This is a genomic window from Pseudomonas sp. CG7 (assembly GCF_023701885.1).
Classification (GTDB): Bacteria; Pseudomonadota; Gammaproteobacteria; order Pseudomonadales; family Pseudomonadaceae; genus Aquipseudomonas; species Aquipseudomonas zanjanensis.
In genome coordinates, this window is the sequence record NZ_JABAEE010000065.1 from 34,841 (window position 1) to 37,387 (window position 2,547).

At 62.1% G+C, this 2,547-nt stretch carries 3 protein-coding genes; 2 read left to right on the forward strand and 1 reads right to left on the reverse strand.

All coding sequences use genetic code 11. The annotated features are described in order from the left end of the window. The first annotated feature begins 187 nt into the window (after positions 1–187). Positions 188–718: a hypothetical protein gene (locus HGO40_RS22940; RefSeq protein WP_250964860.1), complete on the forward strand. Its 531-nt coding sequence runs from the start codon at positions 188–190 to the stop codon at positions 716–718. 71 nt (positions 719–789) lie between these two features. Continuing rightward, positions 790–981, forward strand: a complete 192-nt coding sequence (locus HGO40_RS22945) for a PLDc N-terminal domain-containing protein (protein WP_250964861.1) — start codon at positions 790–792, stop codon at positions 979–981. Positions 982–1,041: 60 nt separating this feature from the next. On the opposite strand, the gene HGO40_RS22950 is transcribed toward HGO40_RS22945, so the two are convergent. Next, on the reverse strand, positions 1,042–2,244 hold the full coding sequence (locus HGO40_RS22950; protein WP_250964862.1) for an MFS transporter: 1,203 nt from the start codon (positions 2,242–2,244) through the stop codon (positions 1,042–1,044). Between the last annotated feature and the right edge of the window lie 303 nt (positions 2,245–2,547).

The following is a 2,547-nucleotide window of genomic DNA, read 5'->3' on the forward strand; positions in this document are numbered from 1 at the left end:
CTGGACTAATTTGTCGTCCTTTATGCGCTGCAGATGTAAGAGAGTCTTCGAGGTTTACCGTGTTATTGGACTATCAATCAAAAGATCAAGAGATCGCAGCCTCGCTTCGCTCGGCAGCTCCTACGGACCGGTGCGATGCGCTATCCTGCCCGCCCTCAAAACTCCATTCGCCACAGGATTCACCCCCATGAAAGCCGCCCTCATCGAACTCATCGGTAAAATCAGCTCCGGCTGCCTCGGCGAGGCGGACGTCGAGAAAATCGCTGATGAAGCGGCCCAGGCCTACGCGGACCCGACGGCTTTCCTGGCGGCCAATCCCGATATCAATTACGACGACACGTTCCCGATTCCGTTGGGGGAATGGGTGGTGGTGGGCAGCCTGCCGGACACCGTGCTGTTCCAGGCCGACACCTACGTGGACCTGTTCGAGCAGATCGTCGCCTCGTTCGGCCCCGGCGTGGCGTTCAACCTCAAGCCCAAGCAATTGGCGAAGACCGAAGCCCTGACCGCGCTCAACCGCATCCAGATCCAGATGGGTAGCCTGAACAAGGAAAATGGCGGCTACGTGTTGATGAACTTCAGCCAGTTGCTCGACGATGAATTGCAGATGGTGCTGGTGTACGGCAACGACGTGCCACGGGTGCTGGAGCTGTGTGCCGAAGTCGGCATCGCTGCCGCGCCGGCCCTGGAAGCCCTCAAGGTCGCGGTCCACGTCTGAAGCAATAAAACGGAACCCTTGCCGGGGGCCCGCTATCCTAAGGGTGCACACCACCATTTGGGAGCGACACCATGGGTTCCACCTTCAACGGCCTGGTCGGCCTGATTATCCTGGCGCTCGATATCTGGGCGATCATCAATGTCCTCAAGAGTGGCGCGGAAACCGGGATGAAAATCCTCTGGGTGCTGCTGATCCTGCTGCTGCCGGGCCTGGGCCTGATCATCTGGGCGATTGCCGGGCCGCGTGGCAACGTGCGGATTTGAATGCTCCATGAAAAATGCCCGGGCGCCTTGAGCGACCGGGCATTTTTTGTGCCTGGGTAATCAGGCCGTGGCCAGGGAAGCTTTTTGCGAGGCACTCAGGAAGCGCAGCAAGGCCAACAGCGGGAAGGCGCTGCCGACGATGACCACCCACACCCAGCCGCCGTGCTCGTACACCGCGCTGGCAATCGATGAGCCGAAGGCGCCGCCGACGAAGATGCTGGTCATGTACAACGCATTCAACCGGCTGCGGCTCTTGGCATCGAGGGCGTAAATGGTGCGCTGGCCCAGGACCATGTTCATTTGCACACAGAAATCCAGGACCACACCGGTCACCGCCAGGCCGATCACGCTGTAGAGCGGATGGATGAACGCCGGCAGGAAACTCACGCTGGCGAACAGCATCGCCAGCAGCGAGGCATTGCGGGTATGGCCGGCATCGGCCAGGCGGCCGGCGATGGGCGCGGCGATGGCACCGATGGCGCCAACCAGGGCAAACAGGGCGATTTCAGTCTGGGACAGGCCGTGGTTGCGGGACACCTCCAGCGGAACGGCGGTCCAGAACAGGCTGAACGTGGCGAACATGCAGGCTTGGTAGAACGCCCGTTGCCGCAACAGCGGCTGTTGGCGCAGCAGGGTGCCGAGCGAACCCAGCAGTTGGCCATAGGAGGCGCTATGGTCGGGCTGGCGCTTGGGCACGGTCAGCGCCAGGACGATGCTGATCGCGGCCATCAACGCGGCGGCGATGATGAACATGGCGCGCCAGCCGAAGTGGTCGGCCACGACGCTGGAGATGGGCCGCGCCAGCAGGATGCCCAGCAGCAGGCCGCCCATGATCCCACCGACAACCCGTCCCCGGGATTCTTCTGGCGTCAGGTGCGCGGCCAGCGGAATCAGGACTTGCACCGACACCGAACTGAAACCCACCAGCAGCGAGACCAGCAGGAACACGTTCGGCTGGTCAGTGAAGGCCGCCCCCAGCAGGCTGGCAATCGCCACCAGCGTGGTGAGGATCATCAGCCGGCGGTTCTCCAGCAAGTCCCCCAGCGGCACCAGGAAAAACAGGCCCAGGGCATAACCGATCTGGGTCAGCGAAACGATCAGGCTGGCCATGGTGCTGCTCAGGCCGACGTCAGGGGCGATCAGTTCGATGATGGGTTGGGCGTAGTAGATGTTGGCGACAATGGCGCCGCAGCAGAAGGCGAAGAGCAGGACCATGCCACGGGTCAGGGTGCTGCCGGGCGTGGTGGGGGGATGAGCACTCATGGCAATCTCGTCAGTGAACAGGAAAGATGGCGCGAGGCTAAAGCGTTACAGGGCTCTGGAACAGGGCTTGTGGTTGATAGCTGTCATGCCCGCGGTTAATGGTAGGCACAGCCCAGCAGATTAGACACAGCACAGCAGATAAGGGAGTGCTTTTGTGGCGAGGGAGTCCCCGCCGCGTCGCCGACGCTGCGCTGTCGCGCAGCAAACAAGTGCTCGGCTTAAGATTGGGTGCGCGCGGGGAAAGAGGCCGTAGCTATCACTGGTGTGTCCGCACCCGCGAGGGAGAGTGGCCGGCACGGTATC

Bases quoted from the DNA above. Each gene is read 5' to 3' on its own strand.
- HGO40_RS22940 (WP_250964860.1), top strand. From the start codon at position 188: ATGAAAGCCGCCCTCATCGAACTCATCGGTAAAATCAGCTCCGGCTGC.
- HGO40_RS22950 (WP_250964862.1), bottom strand. From the start codon at position 2,244: ATGAGTGCTCATCCCCCCACCACGCCCGGCAGCACCCTGACCCGTGGC.
- HGO40_RS22945 (WP_250964861.1), top strand. From the start codon at position 790: ATGGGTTCCACCTTCAACGGCCTGGTCGGCCTGATTATCCTGGCGCTC.